A 21442-nucleotide genomic window follows, 5' to 3' on the forward strand; every position below is an offset into this window, starting at 1 on the left:
TATATCAAAACAGGATGTGCATAATGAGTTAGATATTATAGGAGTGGCAAAATGCAATCAACTGACTATGGGCTTTCTGATAGCCATGAAAGATATAGTATCAAAGAATGGTCTGACTCACTTAAGGCTGAAGAGGTTGTGGCCACTTTTACTTTTGGTGCTGACAACATCCTGCACATCCAGGCAGGGGAGCGCTATGCAGCAAAGCTGAGAAAAATTGGAGCAATAAGCGCTGGTGGCAATAGCTTCGAATTAGATATGCTCGAAGCCCCTTACGAGGTAATTGCGTCTGCCATTGGTCTGCCAGGTCAGAATCCAGAGTTCCGTGCTGAGTGCTCACGTCGATTCAATGGCTACGTTACAGCTGCAAATATGTTGGAAATTGCATTTGAAGGGCACCCCATGCAGTCTGGTCGCATTGATATGGGAGGCCCATCAAGACTTGTAATCATGAACATGGCGCAACTCGTGAATCTGGAGAAGAGTCTGCCAACGGTGCCAACGCTTCCGGGTTATCTTGGTGCTGTCCGTGAGCAATACAGCGGCCTTCTTGTTAAGAATGTGGTCTGCATCAAGGGGTCAGCCCTGCTACCTGGCTACATCATGACAGCATGCCCTGGTGAATCATTCGAGAGTGCTGTAGATCGTATTGCCTTGTCATCAGCCTATGCCGAGCAGGTTGCAAAAATAACCGGGGCAAAGGGAGATCGAGCCCTTAAGGTCGGGGTACTTGAGGATGGTCGTCCCTACGCTGTTTTCAGTGACTCAACGAGAAATGCAGCGAAGATAGTTTCTCAAGGTGTAAGCAAAAAAGATCCAGGTTTGACAATGGTATATGCAAAGTTCGAGGATCTTCGTGCAAAACGTGGCGTTTCATATTCGGCTACCGAGTTAGGGGCGGAACCTGATAAATTTCCGACATACTATCAAGTCTGCACACTTCGCCAAGCAATGGAGGATCGAATGCACACGATGCCATCAGCAATGGGCTTCATGGGCCAAGAGCGACAACTTCATGCCGACGTACCGCGTCTAGGTTTAAACGCCTCCATTGAGGGAATTAAAGTCGCTATAAGTGACTATTCAGCACAAGCAGAGCAAACAATTAAGATAGCTAAAATGCATGCTAGAACTCAGCTTTCAGGTGGGATGGATCTAGTGCTGCAAGTCAAAGGCCATATCAGGTCAGTTGGTCAGCAAGCGGCAATGGTGAAGGAGCTTCTGACAGTGGAGCATGCAAAGCAAAAATATAGCCAAAGCAGGCCTGATCGCTTTTACAGTAATACGATTTCACTGGAGCCTTAAGAGAGCAAAGGAGTTGGTGGGCAGCGCATAAAGACGCCCAGCCTAGCGTCTTTTACCGCAGTCACCATATATGCGGCATAGTCGGCTTGAAATTCTGCGCGGAACTCCTCTGTCACAATGACTGGCATTGTCACCTGCGCTGGTATTGGGTGAAGTCCATGAAACTTCACTGCTGCTTTAAAGAGATGATAGAGGCGAAGGTCGAGGGTGAGTGCGCCCAGGCGAGAAAGATAATGCTCAACCGAGTAGAGTTCACAGTCTGAAAACGGAAGGTGAAGGCAGTAGGAGTGTCTACTCTGCACTGCCTTGTAGTTTCGTCCAAGGTAGTTCTGTATCGGCGCGCCATCTTCGAATGAAGTATTATTGAGATAGTCAACCATCAGCTTCATGCAGACTGATCTGTAGAAATCCCGGCTAACAGGTCGATTCACATCACCAAACAGATCAAGGCAATGATGATAGGACAGAAACTCTTGATAATCTATTTTCAGTATGTGAATTGCCATGACCAGACCATCCCCGGTTAGGAGATAGTATAGTCAGGCATTTGCAGATTGTCAATTAAACCGCAATGGGTAACTTGAACGATGGGTGTGGGTCATACCCGCAAATCTCAAAGTCACTCAGTTTGTAATCAAAGATTGAATCAGCCTTTTTAAGCTTAAGCTGTGCTTGCGGCCTTGGGGCTCTATTGAGCTGTTTTTCCTGAATGATCTCGATGTGGTTCGTATAGAGATGCGTATCGCCGCCAACCCAAATCATTTCACCAACATCCAGACCAGCCTGCTGAGCAAACATGTGTGTCAATAATGCCGTTTCAAGAAGATTCCATGGCAGCCCAAGCCCAACATCAACACTGCGCTGATACATCTGGCAATTTAACTTTCCGCTCGACACGCTGTATTGATATGTCATGTGGCAGGGTGGAAGCGCCATTTCATCCAACTGAGCAACATTCCATCCGGTAAACAGAATGCGCCTGCTGGCAGGATTGTTGATTAACAAATCAAGCACATTGGCAATTTGATCGGTGTGGCTTCCATCAGCGTGTTCCCAGTGACGCCATTGGTGACCGTACCCTTTGCCGATATGCCCCCACTTTGATTCAAAGGCTGGATCCGAAAGAACCATCTGCTCAAATTCCTTGAGCGTCACCTCGCAACCCGTTTGGGTGCAGTAGTTCTTATGCGGCCACTCTGTCCAGATGTGAACATCATTTTCCAGCAGTGGCTTAATGGATGTGTTACCCGAGAGAAACCAGATAAGCTCGTGTATGGGCTTGTCTACGGCGATTTTCTTTGTCGTTAGCAGGGGAAGTCCATCAGCCAGGTTGAAGCGCATGCGGGTTCCAAAAAGCGCGCACGTGCCTACTCCGGTGCGATCCATGCGGTAGTCTCCGTGCGCGATAATATCGCGCACCAAGCTAAGGTACTGCTCATCAATATGCTCGTATTGCATTACTTCCTCACGTAAATTCAATGCTTGAAGCGTTTGCTCTCGCTTCGCGGCTCTTGCGCTGCGCATCGAGACTTCCCACGCTCAGGCTAATGTGCTCTTCGGCCTCTGCCGAGTCAGCGAGTTTAGCACAAATGTTTTGCATGCTTTCTCTCATCATCGTATTGGCTTGAACATAGCACTCCAGCTCATCAAGTGCTTTCTCTTGCTCAGCGGTCAGAGCAAAGGTGGCGCGAACCTCTTTCAGGCTTTCTGTGTACTTTTCGAGATTAAGACCATGCTTACCGCGAGGCTCACCCTCCCAGCATTTATCCAGATAGGTCGACCACTCCTTGATCTCGGCAGGGGTATAGCTTCCTGATGCAAGCACTTCTTCCCCAAAGTTTGACCATTTCGCCCTAAGCGTGAGCTCGAACATCCTTAGTCCGTCTTTGACTTGCGCGGTTGAAAGCGTAAAAGGATCTGCCTTGATGATTTCTGGCATTGGTTTTTCCATCCCTTCAATCTCGGTCATGCGCCTTGTTCTGCTGCGAAGACCCTGCTCGTCCTTTCCAATTAGGCCAAGACTGTAGATGCCCTGGTACACATCCTTGCAGGGTTCGAATTCACTTTTGAACGCATCTTGCAATCGAGCGCGGAATCCTTTGTCGTTCTTGATAATCTCAGCATGAGCAAGGCATTTTTCGATATCCAGGGCGCTTCTTTGCACCAGATCCTGCCGACCGTTCAGAACGCTAAGCTCAGAAATCATGGGTTGCTTGTTCATCGTGATGTCACGAATGCAGCTAATTGATTGACCCTCTGGCAAATCGCTGATGGATGTGAACAGGCGGCGCCTGATCTCATCTGAAGAAAGTTCCAGTATTTCTGATGGATCACTGCGAAGGTCAACGCAAAGCATTTTGCTTGGGGTTTTCGCATCATAGATGATCGGCAAAACAACCGACATGTGGCCTTGCTCTCGGGGCAGATAGCGATCAACCAAGACCAGGGGTTTGAGCTGTTCTGCCAGACGCTTGCTGAAATCTTTGGTGGTGAGCTTAAGGTAGTAGTCCCACAATCGCGGGCTCTTGTCCTTAACGAGGCGCATCAGCTCGATGGTGGCAATGACATCAAAGCGCGCATCGTGCGCGTGCTTGAGCTCAATGCCATTTGCAGCGCAAAGGTCTCCAAGCTTGAGAGAAATTTTACCCTCGGCATTTACGGGCCAGCGCATGAGCTCTGGGCGAAGGGCGTAGACCATTTGAATCAGGCGAAAAACGTCCATTCGGCCATTGCTGTTTTTCCACTCATGCTCATAGGGGTCGAGCATTGTGCGGTAGAACATGTTGCGAATGACTTCATCGTCAAAGCTTAGGCTATTGAAGCCAGTAATCATCGCATTCGGTGTTGACATGAACCAATTGCGGATATGCGAAGCCGCCTCGAACTCGGTAATCCCGCTGTCCATAAGCCTGTTGATGGAAATCCCATGGACAGCAAACGCATACGGGGAGGGCACTACATCAGGGCGTAAAGTGATATCCAGGTGAATCTCATCCCCTGGGATGTATTGCAGATCTGCATCCACTCCGATTCCAGCAAACTGGATGACTTGATCATGAAATGCCGACAGGCCGGTGGTTTCGGTGTCGTATACGCGGAAGGAGCTTGGCTTGTCTGACATGTTGCCCTCGTTTTCTTTGAAATAGTAGATGTAAGGTATGGTCAATAAACGTAATACATATAGAATACTAGGTGCGCATCATTTTTGGGGAGAGTAAAATGCAAGTAATTCCATTAAAAAACAAATATCAGCTCCAAGAGCAAGACATCGATGATCTCAGCAGACTATTGGCTGAAGGTTCATCGCTTGCACATATGGCCTTTTTCTTCAAGGACAGGCTGACCGCAGAGCAGATCTACATTGCCTCCGGGATCCTCGCCAGAGAAATGTATGACATGCCATTGGCAGAATTGTGTCCTCATCTGATTGAGGAGCGCAAGGCCATGAACGAAGGAAAAGGCTCTGTCTGGCAAAAGCAGAAGCAGGAAACAAATGTACTTTCCTTGCTCAAGGAGATCATTGAAGACTTGAGCCTTTATGAGTTTGAATTGCTGACTCGTGGAAAATAGGGCCTCCTAGGAGGCCATTACTTTCGATGCATCGATCCAGTCACCCATCTCTGGGTGATTGACTAGCCACTGCACGTAATCACGAGCGCCAAAGCAATCGTCTCCAGCGCGATTCTCTTTCCAGAATTCCATGATGCAGTGATCTTTGTGCTCACAGGAAAGGCATTCGCTGTTCATGTTGCCAGTGTACTGACGACGAATGTACCTTCTTCGCTCAGGTGATGTCAGAACCTCTTGAAAGGTTTGGTTTAAAATATTACCAAATGGCTGCATGTATTCGAGCCAGCCATCGCGGTAATCGGGTAGAACGAAATCACCGTTTGGCAGTAAGAACAAGGTTTGGCCTGCAATGTTGGCCTCTTTCTCCATTTTCAGCCGTGAAAGAATAAAACATGCCTGCCCAATCATGGGTGGCTCTTTTCCGGCCTTCTTCAATTCAAGCCATCTTTCAGTCAGCTTGATCATAAATTGAGAATACTCCCGCATTGGCGGGGCGAACTTCTCGTACTTATCGCCCTTATTCTGCTCATTAAGCATGAACGGAAGAAATGATGCCTCCTGGATGCCGAGATCTGTCAAATAATCTATTACCGCCTCTGGGCCGTCCTTGAATAGCTCGTGGTTAACTACACTTATGGTTGAAACCCGGAGGTCTTTAGAAAGGGCTTCCTTTACCCGCTTATCCCATCGCTTAACATATCCGCGTCCGCGCATAAGACCATCAAAACTCGTCTGAAACTGGCCGCGACCATAGGTCTTGAACACGTCATACCAGTGATCTTCGATTGCTACCAGACTCGTTAAAATATCATGACGAACAAAAAATCCTTTATCCTCTGGAAAGTATTGATCAATTAGTCTGAAAGCTGACAGAAAGTAGGGGAGTCCCATTTCAGTCGGCTCTCCACCATACCAGTAGAAAATAATAATTTTTGGTTTATCGGCCAAATGCTCATTAAAGTAGGTGCTCACCTTAGAGAAAGCTATCTCCATGTCAGCCATGCTCATAATGGTGCTGTTTCTGCGCTGATCAAGTGTCAGGTAACAGTGAGGGCAATTGAGCGAGCAGCGAAGCGAGGGCATCATGGTAAAAACAAAGTATCCCTGTTCAATACTGTTCTGCTCAATATGCTGTATCCCCTCAATACTTCTGCTCCAGCTCTCGCGCTCGGGAAATCGATGTATGCCGGGATTGGGGGTAAACATTAAATTACTATTCATTTAAGAACCTTCGCCTCCAGGCGCTCCTCAATTCCAATCTTTGTATCTACGGGCTCTACCTTCTGCTCCAGGCTTGCAAGCCTGCTTAGCGACCAGTTTTTAGGCCCTAGCGTGGCGATAAAGCGCAATGCAAGCTTGATCATAAGCCAGATACCTTTCCAAAACCCCGAGTTCTTCTTGAGGTGCTCATCAATAAGCTCTCTTGAATGAATTGCCATTAGCACGCTCTCCAGAATGGCCTCTCGAAATTCATCTCGGATTTAGGAGTAACGCCATGGTTCTCAACCTGGTCGCGGATGAACTTAATAAACCCTTTAAAGCCTGGGCACTCACCCTTGCCATTCCAGAATCCATGCAGAACGCCACAGGCGCTCTGGCAATTCACGAGCTCATCGCATCCCATGCAGTGCTTCTTTGGCACAATTGCCCTGGTTCGCTCGCGACGATAAGCGCGACCATTTAAAATGTTGGTGATCCCTTCATTAAATACATTGCCAAGCGAAGTCATGTCTACTTCGCCGCCCGCTTCAATACAAGTAACGGTTTCACCATCATGGTCGATATCCAGTGAGCCTGGAATGATCGGACAGACAATGTCATCCATAGGCTCTTTTCGGAAAATAGATTCGATCATGGATTCAACTGGGTTGACATACAAATCAGGTATATCAATTCGTCGCTCCAAATACCACTTGGCAGCCTCAATCATGAAGTCAGATGTGCTTTTAAAGGGAGGGAAAACGCTCTCCATGTTGACTAGCCCATCGCCAGATGGAATGAAAAAGCCTAAATGAACGTTTCTAAAGCCGTTGTCGAGAAATCGATTTAGCAAATTTTCTGCACCAAAAGCGATAACCTGCTTTGTAACTGCCGTAGTCACATTTACCTGCACACCTTCAGCCTGTAACTTTCGGACATTGTCGGCCCATAGCTTTTCAAGCCTTGGTAGCGGCCTGCCTTTGGCTGAAACAAAGCGCGTGTCAATCTCATAAGAGGTTGAAACAAAATCAAAAAGCTTGCAAATCTCCAGGGCTTCATGAGTTACGAGATTGGTCACGATAGACAGCTTTATTTGCTGCTGAGCAGACGAAAGAGCTTGTCTCGCCAAGGGAATGAGTCGATTGTAAAAATCAAACCCAAGCATCGTAGGCTCGCCGCCGATAATATGGATATCGGCAAGGGAGTATTCTTCCTTTGCAAATGGAGTGTTCAAGAACTCGGCAAATTGAGTAAACACCGATGTGAAATGAGCTTCATCCATGAATCTGGAGAGCTCTTTCTTCTCTGTCGAAATGTAGCAGTGAGTGCATCGAAGGTTGCAGTCACGCGTTGTGTTGATTTGCAGTAGAAAAGTCTTGCTCATGAATGATCGCCCTAATCGCCTCAAGAAGCTCCCGCAAACGATCACTGCCCCGATAGTACTCAAAATCTGAGAGGGGGGTTTTCGCGTCACCTAGCGCAACAGTCGGGATATCGATGCCAGTGAGCCTAGAGTATTGGCAGTAAGACGTCAATATAATCCTTTTGAAAACGGCGCGGTATTGAGGGCACTTGCCGACCTCAGTCCCGAAAATCGCCAGTTTCTCCGTATCCCAGAAGCGGAATCGGTCAACTTCCAGATCGAAAGACACCTGATCAGTCGGCTCAGCCCAAAAACCATGCAGCGACGAATCGCCTTGCTCATGCATCAGCGTCGAGCGATCAAGCTGGTGCACCAACGGATTGCCATCAGCATCAAGGCACGCTCTGATTTTTTGCGCGAGTGTATTTATCAGGGGGAGTCGTTCATCGTGCTCAATTCCTAGCGAGGCACATAGCAATGCATCCATCCCAGGATATATCATGCCAAATCTCAACTCTAGCACTGGATCCGGCGATGTATATTCATCAATTATGAGAGCGGAAAAACCTCTAGTGGCCACCAAATAAGCAGCCAAAATATTCATAAGGTGATCATTTCCCATGATGATTACATCTTTTTCCAACACCCCATACTTATCCTGCCAGCACGCATGGAATGCTGCATCAAGATAGCTAAGTAGTTTTCCCGGCACTCCGCATTTGCTGCCTTTGTTCTCTAGGTATCTCTGCTTATGTCTCAGGGCCTCGCGTACATTGAAACGATGAGCCAAATGCAAGCCGCTGTAGACTTTTCGAGTCGATCCGGTCTGGCTCATTTGTGAATAATTCCACGGTCTCGGAGGAGGCTTTCAAAGGTTACAAACTCTTTCAATTTATTCATGTAAATCATCGACTGCTGGCTTATTGCCTGCAACCCATTTCGATTAGCAATTGCCCTGATGCTGCTTGGCACACTATTGAGCAGAACGAATCGAAACAATTCATCATTTCTGTCATCGATAACAAGTCCGGAAGATGAAACAGTAGCACCAGACCCATGGTTAATATCAATAAGCTCACTGGCTGTGGTGGCTGAAATTGCATCAATGATACGTAATGAAAATATATGATCAGCATGCTGCTCAACAAAGTCCCATACAACCTCAGGCTCTAATCCTAAACAGGCATAGTTTTCACATGCTGCATTTCTAGCAATCATGAATTGATGCTTAACGCTTAACGAGCGGAGCAGGGCGTCTTCAATTTCAACACTGGCGCCTATGGAGTCATAGAACCACAAACGCTGTACGATATTGAGACCAAACGCCTTCTTTTGGTCTATGACTAGGTGATTAATACTAAAATCAATCTCAGAGATCTTTTCAAAATAAGCTTGATAGTCCAGACCAAGACTTGATTCACTAATGCCTATAGTAATTTGGTTGTAATTGGACGATTTGTTTTTACGCAGACTCTCCCGAACCCTCTGGTGGTTCAGATCAGCAACTGGGATCTTACAGTCCTTCACTCTTTCGTCCACATACTTCCAGTACTTTTTGTAACCCGGACAGTCGCCTGACGAATATTTTTCCAATTGCTCTGAAGTTAGATATTTGTAATGGTAGTAACCACCATTGCAATATCGAATATACTCACACTGATCACAGCCTTCCTGCTCAATGTCAAACTTTACATGCATCTGCGAAGCGTTTTCGAATAAGAGCTTCAGGCCCCACAATGGGTCGCTGACATGAAGGGTTCTGCTTGGCAACGGCGCCTCAGTTCCAGTCATGCTTGAGTTGAGTACAACCGTGCCGTCTGGCTCAACGGTAACATCAAAAACGTCATTACCGTTCAAGTTGAATGCGCTACCCTGTTGTAAGCAACCTCTCACCTCATCCCATGGTGATATTGTAAGATTCTCAATGGTTGAAAATGATTCTGTCATTCTTATATAGAAATCAGAAACTTCTTCGAATGTCGGCTGATGCTCATCGAAGAATGCCTTGCCTGATCCATATGGGTATAGCATGTCACAACTGATATCATTAAACTGACCATCAATAACAAACTTTCTTAGCTCATCAATTGGCATGTTTACCAATGTATTTGTAGGAATAAGATTAAGCGTTTTAGGCGCATGAACTGCTTTTACATTTTGCATATAGCGAGGGAAAAGCTTATTTCTCGATCCAAATCTTTTGGTTTCTGGCTCCCATGGAATGAATACTCCCCAATCCTTTCCGCGCGGCTGGCTGTTAAGCAGGTCAACATATCTCTCATCCTGAAAAATCATGTTGGTGCACCATGCCATGCTGTTCGGCTTACCAAGCATTTGAGCAATGTCTTCGTGCTGCCTGATGGCAAATGGAAGCATCTTTTCCCAAAACTCATACGGCATCGTGGAGATTTCGCCGCCTAGAATTTCAACATTAAGATACGTCAAGTGTTTTGACAAAGCAAACACTTCTGCCATACGTTTATACGTGAGCATAAACGTTTCTTCACTCATTCCATAAGTGCTTCGTAAAAGTTCTGGTTCTATATAGCAGTGCGTGCAGCGCAAATTACAGCCACGATTAGTGACTAGGCACATATTAAGAAAATCAACCAGACGTTTCATTTACACCTCAGAATGGAGAGCATTCAGCCTTGCAAGCAGCCTAGATTGCCCCGTAGTTTCTATAAGATCATCCATGACCCTGAATAGCATTTTCCATGCTTTGCACCACTGTGTTTTACCGTACATCCCCGTGCCGGCTTCGACGCTTTGTTGCATGCAGCCACCCTGGCAGCTGCTGAAATAAGGACACTCGAAACAACCTTTTTCGAGCATGGACTCGCGGCTTGCCAATTGGTTGTGAAGCGCATGGTCAAATTCTTTACGAATCAAATTTCCTAGCCGGTAGGATGACATATCAGCCAATTCCTGGCAAACATAAAGGTCGCCATTGGGCTCTATTGACAGCGACCTAACCGCACAGTCTCTTTGCCAAGCGCAAAAGGGGGATGGCGATTCCGAATTCAGGCGCCTCCTTAGCAGGCTTACAAAGGGCTCCACTCTTGTTCTCATGCCACGACCATTCCAGTGAGCAAAACCCTTCACGAGCGCCTCACCGAGCGCCTCAGGGGTAATCCCGCCGATTACACTCCCACCCTGGAAGACGGGCCTGATCGTAAGATCTCGACCTTCCTCGATGGCAATAGTGATCTCATCGTTGAGATACTCAAGTGTTTGGTTGTCTAGTGTTAAAACAGCAGGATGAGTCTTTCCAGCTTTACTTCGCTCATTGTTTGATGAAGTCATAAAAAAGGTTCGATACCTTCCAGCCTTCTGTGCAGGACTACCTTTGCTTCCAAGCTGGCGCTGATTTGTGAAATGGTCAACAGAAGTCCCAATCCTGCCATCGAACAATTGGCTTAAGGCATCTATTTTCCTCTGACTTCCAATAAGATTTGATTGGGCGCCGTCTCTGACAGTCATGGTCTTGCCAAAACGCTCTCTGGCCATCATGACCATGGAGCGCAATTCCGATTCTGGAACCAGGAGTATCTCGCCGCCAACGTACTCTATATTAAGAAAGCTCGGATTTATATTTGCGAGTTTCCAGAAATCTTCTACCCCATCTAGACATGCCGAGAAACTGTCAGGCTTCATTCGCTCATCTGGATCTTTTTGCCATGATGAACAATAAGTACAGCTGGCATTGCAGGCGTGTGTAAGTCTAATGTGCAGAGTGAAATGATAAGGAGCTGAATTAAGTTGGCTCATATTTTCCGATCCAGCATGGCTTCCAACTTTAGATTGTCCTCAAGGATCTCAAGATATGATTCAACATCCATGGCTGTATTTATGCCAGGTATGTGATTAAAGCCGGTGCGAGATATCCAGGCAATAAGTGAGCGGAAAACCTCTTCATTGCGGCCATCCACAATCAGCCCAGACTCAATATTGCGGACTGGCGCGATTTGCCCTTTGTGCACAAGGTACAGTCCACAAAACTCACGGCATCGATCTGCGAATAAGCCCCTATGACCAGTTATAAATCGATGCAGCTGATCATCCGTCAAGTGTATATATCGCATGTTGTGAGATAAAACGTGTTCCACAATCAGATCAATAGCCTGATCTGAAAACAGGACTTCATCTTCAATCGAAACAGCGATAGACAAATCATCATAGAACCAGAGTCTCTCAAGCAGTTTTTTGCCGAATGATATCTTTTTGTCGATAATTACCGATTTCACACATTTTATGCGTGAAAAAAAATCCTTATAGCGCAGACCTATCGCAGACTCACTTACAGTGTTAGATATATTTTCATATTTGTCGCTGTTTCGCATTAAGCGCATAACAGCTTGGCGATGCAAATGTCCGCTTCTATTGGAAACCTGAGTGCCTAGTATTTCTTTATTAAACTCCCAAAATTTCTTATACCCAGAGCAATCATGTTTCCGATATTTATCAATTACTTTGGCATCATGAATTTTGTAGTGATACCAGCCAGCATTGCAATGCATCATGAATTCGCACTGGTCGCACTCTGGATGACTAATAGATAGCTTATTGTTTTCCTCGACTTTGTTTTCAAAACAAATCTTGTAAGCCCAATCAGGATCTTCAATAACTATTCGCCTAAACCCAAGCGCGGCCTCATCTGCTGTCTGATTGGCATTGAAATGACAAACCCCATCGGGCTCAATGGACAAATCGTATTTGAAGTTACCATTGCATTGAAAACTTGTCTCTTTCATTAAGCTCGATAGCATCTCCTCTTGAGGAGTAAAGGTGACGCCCGCTGGCTTCATGCGATGCATGTCCATGAAAAACTGCGTCATTTCGTGAAATTCCGCCATATTGGGGTCAAAAAAAGCCTTCCCCGATCCATAGGGACTAATCATTTTCATGGAGAAGTCAGTTATCCCTGCGGGAATAAACATGTCTAGAATTTTCTCGGCACCCATGGCAATGACTTCTTTAGTCAAAATGATGTCAAGGATTTTCTGCTTGCTGTCGATTGACTTAAGTGTTTGGTAAAATCGGTTGAACAATTGGTTGCGCTTTCCAAATCTCTCGGTATCTGGCTCCCAGCTTGTATATAAACAAAAAGCCGGGTGGTGGCCATATTGATTCAATAGATCTGTATAGCGCTTGTCAGAATAGATTAGGTTGGTCAGGAAGTTGAGTGAGCCAGGAGTCTTTAATGTCTTGTTGAATTGTTCAATTCGTTCAAGTGTCCATGGCAATTGGCGCTCCCACCATTCAAAAGGCATCATGGTGGTTTCACCACCAATAACCTCCCACTCAATTTCATGCAAATTCCTATCTATGGACTTGAGACTCTCAACTTTGTCGAAAATTGACCTATAGACCTCTTCGGTCATTTGCGTTTTGTCTTTAAATAAGTGGGGAGCAATATAACAGTGAGTACACTGCAATGTGCATGTTCTGTTCGTAGTAATTGAGACATTTATTTGATTTATCACACGCTTCATTTGCTTGTACCTTGAAGATCGATGCGCAACTGCTTCATACCTGCACACTCACCACTTCCGTCGAAAGTGGCGGCATGCGATGGGCCTCCAGCGCATAGATCGAAAAATTGGCAATCCATGCAGCCCAGTGTTTTCCGAATTTCATGCCTGACAAACCTTGAGCGCTTTTGGCAGCTCAGAATGGCCTCAATATCTTCGTGCTTGACATTCCCAAGATAGGTTGGCCTCAAGTCTGAAAAAAGAGGATTGGTGGTTATGTTCCCGTCCGGATTAATTGTTAAGAAATCTGAACTTCTTTGGATGCCAAACATGCTACTTTTCAACCCATCTCGCATTTCTTCTATAATTGAAGATGTGATCTGAAGACCCAGTTCGCGCTTAACGATCTCCTGATCAAAATTCCTTACAAAGCTGGAAAAATTAGCATAACTTGTAGTTAACGGAAGTATTGGGTAACTGTGTAACGTATATGCGGGTTCCGCAAGAAATTGCTCGAAGTCAACAGATACGTCGAACTCCACTCGACAGTCGCCGAGTGGTGTTAAAAAGTCAACTAAAGCGGAAGCGCCAAGCTTAACAGTGTGATCATTAAGCTCAAGATTGATCGGGCAAAATAAATTAGCTTTCCTGGCCTTTATGAAGTTGTCTTTGAATTTCTTAAGAAAATTATCTCGATTCTTTGAAAGATCATATTTTCCATCTAATGATAATGTTGTTTCGATTTTGCCATTGAAATATTCATGCGACAGTTTAATGAGCCAATTCGGCAGACTAAATAAATTGCTTACCATTGTCTGTTTTGCGCCAGGGCAAATTACGCTGGCCTTTTTAACCATCTCCCGGAAATGTTCGCGCCCAGCTAATGAAGCTTCGCCACCTTCCCATATCAATGTAAGGTTGCAATCACGCGCCCAGGAAGAGGTAAGAATCGTTTCAAGGGTGGTGAATTCAAGAATTTCACCATTTTTTCGACTGGATTCAGTCAGATAGCAGCGATCACAATGCATATTGCATTGTTTGATGATGTTGATAAATAAAACGCGCTCGGTGATCATCGCTGAACCCTGTCAATAAACGACATACATAATATGAGGTTTGACAGGGTGAGGCAAGCAGGCTGTTACCCGATGAGAGCTTTTACTACCCGAAGTACTGCCGACAAGGCTTCAAGTTCACGCTCGCTGAGCTCTGCTGATTCGCTAAGCAGCTTTTTCTCGATTACCACATAATCCTTGTGCTCAATAAGCACTTCTGCTATTCCATCTGCTATGCCGTCTTGCTCGGATTCATAACCTAGATCGCATAGCAGCGCCTTCACGAAATCAGTGAGTTCCTGGGTGTTATTGCCATTGATTGCGTTACGCAGGTATTCCATACGCTCCTTCCCTTCATTCAGGACGACATCCGACAGGGCATCTGCGGTACTTTGAACCAATGATTCAAACGCTTCGTGTCCGCCGCTGCCTTCTATGATGATGACGTCAAGATCCTTTTTAAGGAGATCCATGGTCATCTCATCCATGTCTTTTTCGAAGTAATGATGCATCATTTCATCGTCTGTCAGCCCCTTTGGAGTAAAGCCAATGACTCGCATCGCCATGTACTGGACATAGGATGTAACCGGCAGAATTTCTTTTGAAAATGCTTGCACCCCAAACATCGCACGGGCGTACTGCTTTACCTGCTCTGCCCATGCAGCCCAGTTTTCTGCTGTTTTTTCCGCAGGCGGTGCAAGCAGTACGCCTGCGCCAATACTGTTACATAGGATGAGCACGTCAGAAGCCGGAAGGGGGAAGTTGAACGGAACCTCAAGGATTACGTCTGCCTTAGCCTGGCGGTACTGGATGAGCGTATCCATGACATCAAAAGAGAATTCGCCTGATTCATCCACATCCGCGATGATCGATATTCTTGTGACATCCTTTATGCGGTTAGCACAAAATTTATCCAGCACTACCCCGTAATAAGCACAAGAACCTTGCCCTTCAGCTGCAACCGCATCAGATAGGTTCTGTGGGCCAAATTTAATACCGTCTAGCATCGAATGCTCTCCTGAGTTAAAAATTTACCGCCACCCGCGAGATCCGTGGCAGTTTGAATAGCAGTTGCTGTAGCACTGCCAGGTGGTGCCTGTCCTACTTGAGCGAACCCGTATTCCGGTGGAGTCGCTGGCGCTGGCAATGAGACTTCTCACGTCCAGTGGAATTTCTGCGTAATCCTGATCCACAGAAGAAATCATTGAGTTGAACAATTCATCTGCCAGTTTTTCATCGTATTGATCAATGAACTGCTTGGCAGCGGATTTGGCCTCCGGTGTTACCTTGGACTTGTCCACGGAAATGGGATGGCTTGCATGGGCTGCCGTCGTAACGGCTGAAGCGATAGCGGCGGTGATCGCTAGTATTGTTTTCATGGTAATCACCCTAATTTAATTTAATTGATGTCATTACAATACAATTGCCGCTGTTCTGTCAATAAAAACTATCAGACTATTTCCTCAATGCCCTTGAACAGTATTGATCCACCCGAACACTCCCCAGACTCGTCCCATTTGTCCGTTGCCATGCACCCAGATGAGCAAATACTTAAATAAGGGCAACCTACACACGTATGCTGCCTTAGTTTTCTTGCAAACCGAAGATCCGCAATTTGTATTACTTGCTCTCCAGCATTTTTATTATCGACCTCACTGGTAAGAGCTGTGCAGCCTTTCTTATAACCACTGGCATCAAATGTGTGAAATCTCGTATCGCAAACGCCTGATAGGCATCCAGAGCCGCCAGAGCCTCCGAGACGCATACGCTCAATGGAGGATACAAGACCATCGAACGGGGAGAGGTGAATTGGCTTACTGTCAGGCATTCTGGGCTTGCTCAAGTAATCAATATAGCTCCTTGCAAATCTAAGCATATAACGACTATGTTCTTTATTACTAAGACCAATTTCATCCCAATATTGGCGCGCTACACCTGTTTTTGTTAGTCGCTCAATATGCCCATTCGGAATGCCCCTGGACTCCATCATTTCAAAGAAATCGTGCGGGTTTTGAAATTTTTCAAAAAACTTTCGTGTACCCGTCACAACCAAGTACGGTTCAATGCCGTCAGAAACAAGCTGCTCAACCTTGGCCCAAAACTGATTTTCAAATTCCGCGTTGGTTTCAGGCCTTCCTTTGCGAGTCAGTCTTATCTCGGGATCCCATGATATTCCGACCTGTCCATCAAAGTGTTCTTTGTATACTCTTTCCCACTCTGAGTTATATGTCAGAAGATTGGTTTGTATTCCAAATTTGAATTTATAATCTGTGTACTCCGACTTCCAGTGTTCAATCGCTTTTTCAATTACATCATGTCCAAGCATAGTGGGCTCACCGCCGTGCCATTGTACAAGTATAGTTTGGCCTGGTTGTGCAAATTTCGAAAAATCAGAAGGAAGCTTCTTAAGCTGTTCTTCTGTCATTTTCTTTGGGTTAGCCGGGATAAAGCAGTGTTGGCACGCGAGATTGCAGCCTTCAAATAGTCTTACGTAGACGAGATGGTCAAAGCCTTCAGCCCCTAAAGCGCGAGGATCGTTAGTACTCATTTACTAATACTCATATCAATGTTGCTGGCTTGCATGATCGTGTAGTCAAGCAGCAATTTTTTCTGTTCGGGATTGCGTTCTACATAGTCTGCGACATGGAGAAGGTAGCTCTTATAGCCGGAGCACTCAGCCTGACCGTTTCGGGGCCCATTGGGGGTTACAGGGCAGCCAGACTTGCAGAAGTGCCTGAATTCGCACGTGTGGCAATGGCTTTCTTTGTGCGTTACATCGTTAACTCTAATCCATTTGCGACGCTCTGGTGATTCTATGAACGCTTCCACTCCATCATTGGTGTTGGAGTAAGCAGCTTCATGTCTTGCCCTATCGGGACAGGTATTCATCGAACCATCAGGCTCTACTACAACAAACTCACCTTGGCAGCGAGTACCCCACCTATCGCCCGGAAGTCCAAGAATGACACCACGAATAGCGCCAATAACCACGTTGATTGCAGGAGCATGCCCCTGCTTTTCCAAGTCCGATACAACTTCATTAAAAAGCCCAATGAGGAATTGGCTATGCTCTTTATTGCTTGGCCAATCTATTAGTTTGCCACCAAATTTTGAATATCTTTCGACATTGAAAGCTTTAAAGCCGTTATCAACAAACCATTGATAGATTTCTTTTGATCTGGGTATCTCGAATCGAGTTGGCACCATTCCGGGGTGGACGAAGTGGCCATGGCTACGCGCAAGATTCACCTTGTCCATCCATAGATCAAGATACGCAGTACTTGAGCTTTTTACTTTACGCTGACTGAAATCAACTGAAGAGCCAATGTGATAATTAAAAACCTCGGCAACCAATCGACTCCACTCCTCACGGTAGGGGATTAGGGAGGTCTGAAGTGATTGGCTGTATTTAAAGTCGCCAAGAGCATCCTTCAATACGCTCTGGGCCTTGAAGTAATATTCAGGAGACAATACAAGTGGCTCTCCACCATGCCAAATGAAATGAACCTCATCATGGCCCTCGCGCACGGCAAGCTCCTTTGCAAGCCTTGCAGTGGCGTGTAGTGTCTGTGCAGACATTGTGTGCTTGTCGGCCCTGGTTTCTTCAGGCAGGTAGCAATGATCACAACCAACATTGCAATAGTTCGTGGGTTTAAGGTAGATACTTAGCATATTCCTGATCCCATCGAGCTAGATCAACATTGGCATGACTTGATCTTAGGCGAATACGTGTTTCGTCAGGATCGACGCCCATTGACCTCAGCATTCTGTCAGCCTCTTTGCTGAAAATACTTTCTTTCATGCGGTCAAATACCATTTTCCAGCTTCTGCAATACATGAATTTGCCCCCAATGCCTTGCTCATAAAGCACAACATCGCGAGCGCACCCGCCCTGGCACTCAGCAAAATGACGACAGCTTTGGCAGTCAAGCGGCTGAAGCACGGCGCGGCGCTTAATGGTTGTCGCAGCGTTTGACGCCAGCATTCCTGTGATCAACCCTTCGCGATCCGATTTACGATATATGTTTACGGCGCCACGATGCGGTAGATAGCTGCCATCGAATATATTGCCATATTTCCATTTCTCGGAAACATCTGAAAATTCACCGCAATTGTAGACATCGCCATTTGGCATGATGCCAAGGAAAGCCCCGCCGCATTTGCGCGTCCAAGGGCATCGCTCCCCTTCGATGCCAGCGATTTTGCCAAGCATTTGGTTGAGTGGTGTAACCATGAATCCAGGAACTTCCTTGATCCATCGGTCGTAAACCTCGATAAGTGTTCGACCATAGGTTTCTGGCTCGATTAGCAATCCACCGCCACGCTCACGCCCTACCGGTGAGCAATAGTTCAGCCTTATGTTGTATGCCCTGTCTCCTCGTGCTAACGATTTTTCGTACATGGCATGCATCAGGTTGGCTGTTGATTCAGTAAAGGTGCCTATGACTAGCGGGCTAAAACCATCTTCCATGACCTCATTGAGCTTCTGAAAGAACACCCTGGAGTACTTGACCGGATCTCCTTTGATTGTCCGCTCTTTTTCATCTGGCTCATAGCTTGTGGAGCAAGACCCTCGAAAAATATCCTTAAAAACGGATTTCCAGCGACTGCTTTTGTACAGAAGGAGGTTTGATTGAACTGAAAACCCAATTTCAGGGGTTAACTCCTTGGCAATAGAGGAGGCCATGCGATAGAAATCAGGCCCCATCAGCAAGGGCTCGCCACCGTGCCATAGGAATGTCGAGTGCGGTTCAAGGTTTCCCTTGAGCGCTGAAAAAATCTTCCTTAGCTCGTCTTCAGACCAGGACGCCTCCCCATCGGGAGGCGATGAACAGTAGCTGCAATCTGCGTTGCAGGCTTTTGTCGGTTTCGCGATGACGACGCCTATCATGGGAATTCCTTAATGATTAGGTCGTCAATTTATACCTATTGCATTGATAAATCAATACAAGCAGTACGTCATCGCTATCGCGGTTCCGCCGCCCTCAACTGACTCAACACGGACTGTCCAATAGGTGCCGTTGTCCGTTGCGTAGGCAACTATGTTCGAGTGAAGCACGACGAACTGAGAATCACTGAATGAACTGTATACGTTATCTGGCATATCCTGAGGCGTTACGATTATCTTAGGCGTTCCATTCGGGCATGATGGTTTAGGCACGCGATTTCCGTTCGCCGCGATCCATCCCCCTTTTGCAACGAAATTTGGCAGGAGTTCTGACATGGGGACGTATTTACCATTTTTCCATACGTTCCAGTTATCCACGCCAACATTGCCAACCAGGTCTGTTCTGCTGGTGCTGTTCGACCAGTAGTTTATTCTATTGGTTCGGAGATTTAGCTCTGTATTGCCTCCTACATTTCCCTGGGTATCCATGGACTCAATGGTGTTAGTTGCAACCCTGTTTTGTTTCGAGGTCTTGTCTGGGTCAAGATAAAAAGATCCATTGTCACCATCGTAATATATTTGAGCGAAGGCATTACGCTTTGCTGTAACGTCCTGGCCTGCAACAACAAATCTACCAGCATTTACATCCGCTCCAGCGTTTACATCCTCTCCGGCACGCACATTCCTGCTTGCGATTACATCTCCATTCGCGGCACGAATATCACCACTAAGCGATGTAATTGCGCCTGATGTTCTGAGTGAGCCAAGAATGCGCGCATTGGCATCAATGACAACTTTTTCGTTTGCGGCGATAAGTGAAGAACTCGGATATGTATCAGTTCCCGCGCTCGCGTTACCAATGTAAAGCGCCTGGGATGCTATATTTTGTATTCGGCTCACGCCCTTGACCTGGCGTAAGGCGGCAGTATTGTCCTCATTGAAGCGGATGTTGTTATCCATGGTGTTTCCACCATCGGTTCTTAGCCAAGAGTCTCTGGCAGCCATATTGCTTGCAATGATTGTAATTACCCCTGTCTCTGGATCTGATGTAAAGCTCGCATCAGTCGTGACCGGGGCCGGTGTGAGCATGGTCATCGAGCCAGAGGCAGCTGTAAGGGCTGATAGCCCAGCAAGGTCAGCTCTCACATTTCCATTTACGAGAGTAAATGGAGTGGTCGTGGTAGTGGCTTTAATTTCAACGCCCGTAGCTTCCGAATACGTTCTAACAACCTCAGTAGTCAAACTAATATTGGAAAACGGCATTGGGGATGTCGGCGTTGAATCAGGAAAGCTGCAAGGCAGATACCCGGCCACATTGCCCGAGGATCCTCCGCAACTATTGGGTTTTAGCCATGTAGCTCCAATGCGCGTCATCGTCAGCGGTGTTACTTCGTGATTATCCGAAATCCAATTTCGCACGGCATTGTTGTAAGCGAAAAGCTGCCCGCCAATTTGCCTGGCTCTGGTTTGATCCATTTCAAGTTGCTTTTGAGTAAAAGCAAGTATAGTCATGAATGAAATTAAGCCAATGACCAAAATCAGCTCAATGAGCGTCACGCCTTTTTGTTGTTTTTTTAGCATAGCAATGCCCTAATCAATAGGCCTAAGCTCAACAGGTATATTAAGCTTCAGGCAATTTTGCTGCATCATAATATCATTTTTTAAGCTATCCAGCGAAACGTTGCGCTGTCTAATTGTTCCAGCAGCCTGCAATGTGTCAAGTAACACACTCACCTTCAGATGGTTTTTACCATTTGGTGCCTGGACAAGATTTTGGTGAAGTGCAAGCCTGAAGCTTGAAGCAAGTAGCTCCCTGACTTCTTCCAGGGAAATGATCTTTGACGCCATCGAACACAATCTTTGAATCGATTGAACAATATTGCCAGCATGCATGGTCACCATGACCAGTCGACCATCCACAGAAGATCTCAAGGCGAGGGCGGCAGTTTCAGCATCTCTCACTTCGCCGATCATCATCATTGCTGCGGTTTTGGCAGGATATGCCCGCAGGGCGTCTCTAATGGCTCCCGAGAAGGCTTCTTCACCTAAAACACCGCGCTGTAAGCACATTCCATTACCATGATTGCCCTGGAGCGGCATTTCGATGGGATCCTCTACCGTAATGCAGATCCCTGCAAATTTTTTAAGTCTTTCAACAATAATCGACGCAAGTGTTGTGGACTTACCATTGCCTGGCAGGCCGGATACGATGATCAGTCCACCCTTGAGTAGGCGAGGGGATACCAGATGGTTAGCCACAACCACGGGCAATCCGAGCTCACGCATAGACAAGATTGTGGAGGGCATTTTCCTGAAAATGTAAAAGTCACCCATCGCCGTAGGCATGTAGTGGCACCGGAACGACACACCCTCAAAGCTCAGTGTGCAGTCACTTTGCCGCTTCTTCTTGGCCATTTCAGCTAAATAAATGGCGCCTTCGTACATCTCTGGCTTCAATGGCAACCGATCAGGGTAGGAAAACCCATTGCGCGGATTATCAATTGGAAGATAAAGGTCGGTAATGCTGTCAAAGACTTGACCCTTGAATGTCATCATGAGGCTCACATAAATAATGGGCGAAAAGAAG

At 46.3% G+C, this 21442-nt stretch carries 20 protein-coding genes; 2 read left to right on the forward strand and 18 right to left on the reverse strand.

The features are described 5' to 3' along the window. Window positions 1-51 precede the first annotated feature (51 nt). A complete protein-coding gene (locus P5704_026140; GenBank protein WOF81378.1) occupies window positions 52-1305 on the forward strand; it encodes a hypothetical protein in 1254 nt (417 codons plus the stop codon). On the opposite strand, the gene P5704_026145 is transcribed toward P5704_026140, so the two are convergent. Genes P5704_026145 through sbcB form a run of 3 tightly spaced genes read right to left on the reverse strand, consistent with a single transcriptional unit; the run spans window position 1302 to window position 4426 of the window. After that, a complete protein-coding gene (locus tag P5704_026145; GenBank protein WOF81379.1) occupies window positions 1302-1811 on the reverse strand; it encodes a hypothetical protein in 510 nt (169 codons plus the stop codon). The genes P5704_026140 and P5704_026145 overlap by 4 nt on opposite strands. 55 nt (window positions 1812-1866) lie before the next feature. Beyond that, window positions 1867-2763: a thymidylate synthase gene (gene thyA, locus P5704_026150; protein WOF81380.1), complete on the reverse strand. Its 897-nt coding sequence runs from the start codon at window positions 2761-2763 to the stop codon at window positions 1867-1869. Window positions 2764-2770: 7 nt separating this feature from the next. Beyond that, window positions 2771-4426 carry an exodeoxyribonuclease I gene (gene sbcB, locus P5704_026155; protein ID WOF81381.1) on the reverse strand — a complete coding sequence of 552 codons (1656 nt, stop codon included), beginning with the start codon at window positions 4424-4426 and terminating at the stop codon, window positions 2771-2773. Window positions 4427-4524: 98 nt separating this feature from the next. Between sbcB and P5704_026160 the strand changes: the two genes are divergently transcribed. After that, window positions 4525-4875 (forward strand): hypothetical protein, encoded by a 351-nt coding sequence (locus P5704_026160; protein ID WOF81382.1) that lies wholly within the window; start codon window positions 4525-4527, stop codon window positions 4873-4875. A 6-nt stretch (window positions 4876-4881) separates the two neighbouring features. Here P5704_026160 and P5704_026165 read toward each other — a convergent pair whose 3' ends face one another. The 15 genes from P5704_026165 to P5704_026235 all read right to left on the reverse strand — a co-directional run bounded on the left by P5704_026165 (window position 4882) and on the right by P5704_026235 (window position 21411). Further along, entirely contained in the window at window positions 4882-6096 is a 1215-nt protein-coding gene (locus P5704_026165; protein WOF81383.1) for a radical SAM protein, read from the reverse strand. Beyond that, complete coding sequence (locus P5704_026170; protein ID WOF81384.1) at window positions 6093-6314, reverse strand: hypothetical protein; 222 nt, start codon at window positions 6312-6314, stop codon at window positions 6093-6095. The genes P5704_026165 and P5704_026170 overlap by 4 nt, the downstream gene beginning before the upstream one ends. Next, a complete protein-coding gene (locus P5704_026175; GenBank protein WOF81385.1) occupies window positions 6314-7459 on the reverse strand; it encodes an SPASM domain-containing protein in 1146 nt (381 codons plus the stop codon). The genes P5704_026170 and P5704_026175 overlap by 1 nt, the downstream gene beginning before the upstream one ends. After that, a complete protein-coding gene (locus P5704_026180) occupies window positions 7419-8273 on the reverse strand; it encodes a hypothetical protein (protein ID WOF81386.1) in 855 nt (284 codons plus the stop codon). The genes P5704_026175 and P5704_026180 overlap by 41 nt, the downstream gene beginning before the upstream one ends. Beyond that, window positions 8270-10060: a radical SAM protein gene (locus tag P5704_026185; protein WOF81387.1), complete on the reverse strand. Its 1791-nt coding sequence runs from the start codon at window positions 10058-10060 to the stop codon at window positions 8270-8272. Before P5704_026185 ends, P5704_026180 begins: the two co-directional genes overlap by 4 nt. Then, window positions 10061-11209 carry an SPASM domain-containing protein gene (locus P5704_026190; protein ID WOF81388.1) on the reverse strand — a complete coding sequence of 383 codons (1149 nt, stop codon included), beginning with the start codon at window positions 11207-11209 and terminating at the stop codon, window positions 10061-10063. Then, entirely contained in the window at window positions 11206-12822 is a 1617-nt protein-coding gene (locus P5704_026195; GenBank protein WOF81389.1) for a radical SAM protein, read from the reverse strand. Before P5704_026195 ends, P5704_026190 begins: the two co-directional genes overlap by 4 nt. Before the next feature lie 107 nt (window positions 12823-12929). Beyond that, a complete protein-coding gene (locus tag P5704_026200) occupies window positions 12930-13988 on the reverse strand; it encodes an SPASM domain-containing protein (GenBank protein WOF81390.1) in 1059 nt (352 codons plus the stop codon). A 65-nt stretch (window positions 13989-14053) separates the two neighbouring features. Further along, window positions 14054-14974, reverse strand: coding sequence for a hypothetical protein (locus P5704_026205; protein WOF81391.1), 921 nt, complete (start codon window positions 14972-14974; stop codon window positions 14054-14056). 24 nt (window positions 14975-14998) lie between these two features. Next, window positions 14999-15346 carry a hypothetical protein gene (locus P5704_026210; protein ID WOF81392.1) on the reverse strand — a complete coding sequence of 116 codons (348 nt, stop codon included), beginning with the start codon at window positions 15344-15346 and terminating at the stop codon, window positions 14999-15001. A 71-nt stretch (window positions 15347-15417) separates the two neighbouring features. Continuing rightward, a complete protein-coding gene (locus tag P5704_026215; GenBank protein WOF81393.1) occupies window positions 15418-16515 on the reverse strand; it encodes a radical SAM protein in 1098 nt (365 codons plus the stop codon). After that, window positions 16512-17639 (reverse strand): SPASM domain-containing protein, encoded by a 1128-nt coding sequence (locus tag P5704_026220; protein WOF81394.1) that lies wholly within the window; start codon window positions 17637-17639, stop codon window positions 16512-16514. The genes P5704_026215 and P5704_026220 overlap by 4 nt, the downstream gene beginning before the upstream one ends. Further along, window positions 17620-18858 (reverse strand): SPASM domain-containing protein, encoded by a 1239-nt coding sequence (locus P5704_026225; GenBank protein WOF81395.1) that lies wholly within the window; start codon window positions 18856-18858, stop codon window positions 17620-17622. Before P5704_026225 ends, P5704_026220 begins: the two co-directional genes overlap by 20 nt. A gap of 51 nt (window positions 18859-18909) precedes the next feature. Beyond that, window positions 18910-20436 (reverse strand): hypothetical protein, encoded by a 1527-nt coding sequence (locus P5704_026230; GenBank protein ID WOF81396.1) that lies wholly within the window; start codon window positions 20434-20436, stop codon window positions 18910-18912. 9 nt (window positions 20437-20445) lie between these two features. Further along, window positions 20446-21411 carry an ATPase, T2SS/T4P/T4SS family gene (locus tag P5704_026235; protein WOF81397.1) on the reverse strand — a complete coding sequence of 322 codons (966 nt, stop codon included), beginning with the start codon at window positions 21409-21411 and terminating at the stop codon, window positions 20446-20448. Window positions 21412-21442 lie beyond the last annotated feature (31 nt).

This window comes from Pseudomonas sp. FeN3W (assembly GCA_030263805.2).
In the GTDB taxonomy this organism is placed as follows: Bacteria; Pseudomonadota; Gammaproteobacteria; order Pseudomonadales; family Pseudomonadaceae; genus Stutzerimonas; species Stutzerimonas stutzeri_G.

What these genes read in the sequence shown, in the direction of transcription:
- P5704_026140 (WOF81378.1), top strand. Translation starts at nt 52, where the DNA reads ATGCAATCAACTGACTATGGGCTTTCTGATAGCCATGAAAGATATAGT.
- P5704_026145 (WOF81379.1), bottom strand. Translation starts at nt 1,811, where the DNA reads ATGGCAATTCACATACTGAAAATAGATTATCAAGAGTTTCTGTCCTAT.
- thyA (WOF81380.1), bottom strand. Translation starts at nt 2,763, where the DNA reads ATGCAATACGAGCATATTGATGAGCAGTACCTTAGCTTGGTGCGCGAT.
- sbcB (WOF81381.1), bottom strand. Translation starts at nt 4,426, where the DNA reads ATGTCAGACAAGCCAAGCTCCTTCCGCGTATACGACACCGAAACCACC.
- P5704_026160 (WOF81382.1), top strand. Translation starts at nt 4,525, where the DNA reads ATGCAAGTAATTCCATTAAAAAACAAATATCAGCTCCAAGAGCAAGAC.
- P5704_026165 (WOF81383.1), bottom strand. Translation starts at nt 6,096, where the DNA reads ATGAATAGTAATTTAATGTTTACCCCCAATCCCGGCATACATCGATTT.
- P5704_026170 (WOF81384.1), bottom strand. Translation starts at nt 6,314, where the DNA reads ATGGCAATTCATTCAAGAGAGCTTATTGATGAGCACCTCAAGAAGAAC.
- P5704_026175 (WOF81385.1), bottom strand. Translation starts at nt 7,459, where the DNA reads ATGAGCAAGACTTTTCTACTGCAAATCAACACAACGCGTGACTGCAAC.
- P5704_026180 (WOF81386.1), bottom strand. Translation starts at nt 8,273, where the DNA reads ATGAGCCAGACCGGATCGACTCGAAAAGTCTACAGCGGCTTGCATTTG.
- P5704_026185 (WOF81387.1), bottom strand. Translation starts at nt 10,060, where the DNA reads ATGAAACGTCTGGTTGATTTTCTTAATATGTGCCTAGTCACTAATCGT.
- P5704_026190 (WOF81388.1), bottom strand. Translation starts at nt 11,209, where the DNA reads ATGAGCCAACTTAATTCAGCTCCTTATCATTTCACTCTGCACATTAGA.
- P5704_026195 (WOF81389.1), bottom strand. Translation starts at nt 12,822, where the DNA reads ATGACCGAAGAGGTCTATAGGTCAATTTTCGACAAAGTTGAGAGTCTC.
- P5704_026200 (WOF81390.1), bottom strand. Translation starts at nt 13,988, where the DNA reads ATGATCACCGAGCGCGTTTTATTTATCAACATCATCAAACAATGCAAT.
- P5704_026205 (WOF81391.1), bottom strand. Translation starts at nt 14,974, where the DNA reads ATGCTAGACGGTATTAAATTTGGCCCACAGAACCTATCTGATGCGGTT.
- P5704_026210 (WOF81392.1), bottom strand. Translation starts at nt 15,346, where the DNA reads ATGAAAACAATACTAGCGATCACCGCCGCTATCGCTTCAGCCGTTACG.
- P5704_026215 (WOF81393.1), bottom strand. Translation starts at nt 16,515, where the DNA reads ATGAGTACTAACGATCCTCGCGCTTTAGGGGCTGAAGGCTTTGACCAT.
- P5704_026220 (WOF81394.1), bottom strand. Translation starts at nt 17,639, where the DNA reads ATGCTAAGTATCTACCTTAAACCCACGAACTATTGCAATGTTGGTTGT.
- P5704_026225 (WOF81395.1), bottom strand. Translation starts at nt 18,858, where the DNA reads ATGATAGGCGTCGTCATCGCGAAACCGACAAAAGCCTGCAACGCAGAT.
- P5704_026230 (WOF81396.1), bottom strand. Translation starts at nt 20,436, where the DNA reads ATGCTAAAAAAACAACAAAAAGGCGTGACGCTCATTGAGCTGATTTTG.
- P5704_026235 (WOF81397.1), bottom strand. Translation starts at nt 21,411, where the DNA reads ATGATGACATTCAAGGGTCAAGTCTTTGACAGCATTACCGACCTTTAT.